This window comes from Clostridium sp. UBA5119 (assembly GCF_002414285.1).
Classification (GTDB): domain Bacteria; phylum Bacillota; class Clostridia; order Clostridiales; family Clostridiaceae; genus Clostridium_J; species Clostridium_J sulfidigenes.
The window spans coordinates 15,221-17,936 of record NZ_DHYX01000096.1 but is presented as its reverse complement, the minus strand read 5'-3'; the positions used below and the strand labels follow the sequence as shown (position 1 = coordinate 17,936).

Sequence of the window (2,716 nt, the reverse complement as noted above, 5' to 3'; positions counted from 1 at the left end):
AATTGAAAAGCTTACTTTATCCTTAAGGTAAAAAGCGCAATTTCCTATTAATTCATTATTATCATTATAAATTGCGTACACATTATCATCCATAGGAAAACTTTTTACATAATTTATTTTTCCTTCTGAGAAGTCATTATCAAAAAATGAGTAAATTCCTTCATACTTCCATGTAAGCATATCTTCAACATCATTATTTGTTACTTTCCTAAATTCATATTTTGTAATTTTATTCATCCCCAAATCCCCCTAATTAAAATTTAACATTTTGTAAGTTTCACTGCTTATATGTAATTTAAATTGATGTATTACATATTTATACATATTATAACATACTTTTCAATATATTTATATCTATTACCATTTCAAAGAATATTATTTATCCACTTTTCTAATTTAGGAATTATCTCAGAATAGTATATAAGAGCATTTATTGTTTCAGTTACTTCATTAATTCCCAAACTCTGTTCTTCCTTATCTACACATTCAATACCTAAAGATCTTTTTAAGTTATACTCTAACCAACCAAGTTTACCTAGAAATCCATTGAATAATACTAGTCTCCAATTTTCTCTTAATGGTCTATGTATATTTTTATATCCTCCTATAAAAGCTAAAAATTTTTCTTTATTAATGGTTCCTGTTTCATTTTCAGCCCAATATATAGCTGTTTCAATTAATTCTTGCATAGGATTTACATAGCCAGCAGCCTCCCAATCAATAATAATTGGTTTATCATTGCTCCACATAACATTTTTAGAATCTAAATCCCTATGACTAATAACCATTTCTGTTGCAAGTAATTTTGAAGATCTTTTTGCCTGAATACTCCATTCATACAGCCTATCAACTACTTCACTCATCAAGTTTACCCAGATCATATTATTTTCTTTTCCCATTTGTAAATAATGATTCCAATTCGTTATGTTTTCATTATCTGACCAATTATTAACTATCATCAATTCCGAAAAGTCTGTCATATGTATATCAGCAAGCATAGAACCTATCTTTTCACAGTGAGCTATGCTTATTCCACTAGATTTTAGACTTTTACCATCTATCCAATCAAATACAAGATAAAATTGATTATCTATCTCGTGGATAAAAGTTTCATTAAATCTTTTAGCTGGAAGAGCTGATACACTCTTTGATGCAACATTAGCAATCTCCTCTGAATTGATGAAATTTTTCATCGCCTCGTCTCTTAGCATTATTTGAGGGTTTAATGCTTTAACAGCATATTTATCTTTTGTTGTTTTGATAGCGTACATTCTATGCAAAAGACCTCCGGATATTCTTCTAGGTTCATCTACTATCTTACCAATTTGTAAAAATTCACATAGTTTTTCAAATTGAAGATTATAATGTATATCACCCATTCTTTAAACTCCTTCACCATCTTATTCTATTTTTTCATTAATTACCTCGAAAGATTTTAATATTATTTTTATTCACCTTCCTAATTGTACCATATCATGCAAAATATCCATACTTGGTAATTTATATATACCACTTTAGCATTCACTTATTAAAAAAATACCGTATATTCATTTTAAAGAATAATACGGTATTATAATATTCATTTTCTATTTATTTTTATATACATTTGAGTAGTCTATTTTTATTAAAAATTAATCATATTACTTTATAGGAAATTGTAGCTCTGTTACATATTCATTGGGATCATCTGTTACCCATTCACCTTCATGGTATATTTCACGCACTGATCCACAGATTGAATACTTATTTTCTGAAATCCATTTGTACATTATTTCATAGGTTTCTCCAATTGTAGCAAATGAGCCATTATGAACTATACAAGCCATTTTTTCTATCATGGGCAGTTCATATACTTTAACATTATCACCTTCTGGGATTAATTTTGTTATAGGTTCTACAACTTCCATATCTTGTATTGAATTATTGTCTTTATGATAAAGTGTCATACACGGAATTGTACGTTTTCCTTTTACTTTATCTATATATTCATTAACTTGTGCCCATAGGCTTTCACAAAATTCATCATAAGTTTGATTACCATCCTTCACAAAACATTTTCGCAATGATGCAACTAAGATTTTTTCTACTTTTTTAATTGAAATTTCATTCATAGTAGGTATGCCTCCATTCTTTATTAAAAATATATTTGTACGAAGACGTTGAAGCCTACTTGTTTCTAGTTCTAGTGCCTTTTCAAGTAAATCTGCTTTCACTTCCAAAACCTCTATAAGCGACTCATTACTAGAATTATTACTAAAGAAATTGCTAATTTCAACAAGTGAAAATCCAGCATCCTTTAAAGCAATTATTTTATTTATGGTTATAAGTTGACTTGCATCATAGTATCTATAACCAGTAAATTTGTCTATATATATAGGTTTTAAAATTCCTACATTGTCATAATGATACAGTGTATTAATTGAAAGTCCACTCATACGCGAAAATTCACCAATCTTAAACATAACTTCACCTCAACAAATAAGCTCTACAAGTGTGCACCTTGCCATCTATTATTATTATAAACCCTTCGGTAACCCAAGAGTCAACTACTATAAAAAAGTTAGAGGTTAATCCAAATTCCTCTCTTTTCATAAATTTATATCGGCTTCTAATAAAGTAAGAATATAAATTATAAAGCATATAAAGTAAATCGAATTGTGACGATAATAATAGAGTGATATGAAAAATGTAGTACTATATTATATTTTATATTTAT

The 2,716-nt window shown here is 27.9% G+C and carries 2 protein-coding genes and 1 pseudogene; all 3 read right to left on the bottom strand.

Going from position 1 to position 2,716, the window contains the following annotated elements:
- Positions 1–237, bottom strand: a pseudogene (locus tag B2671_RS14915) (hypothetical protein); the annotation flags it as partial.
- 128 nt (positions 238–365) lie between these two features.
- Positions 366–1,379, bottom strand: coding sequence for a phosphotransferase (locus B2671_RS14910; protein ID WP_346871111.1), 1,014 nt, complete (start codon positions 1,377–1,379; stop codon positions 366–368).
- A gap of 261 nt (positions 1,380–1,640) precedes the next feature.
- Positions 1,641–2,462 carry a MerR family transcriptional regulator gene (locus tag B2671_RS14905; RefSeq protein WP_346871110.1) on the bottom strand — a complete coding sequence of 274 codons (822 nt, stop codon included), beginning with the start codon at positions 2,460–2,462 and terminating at the stop codon, positions 1,641–1,643.
- Positions 2,463–2,716: the final 254 nt, after the last annotated feature.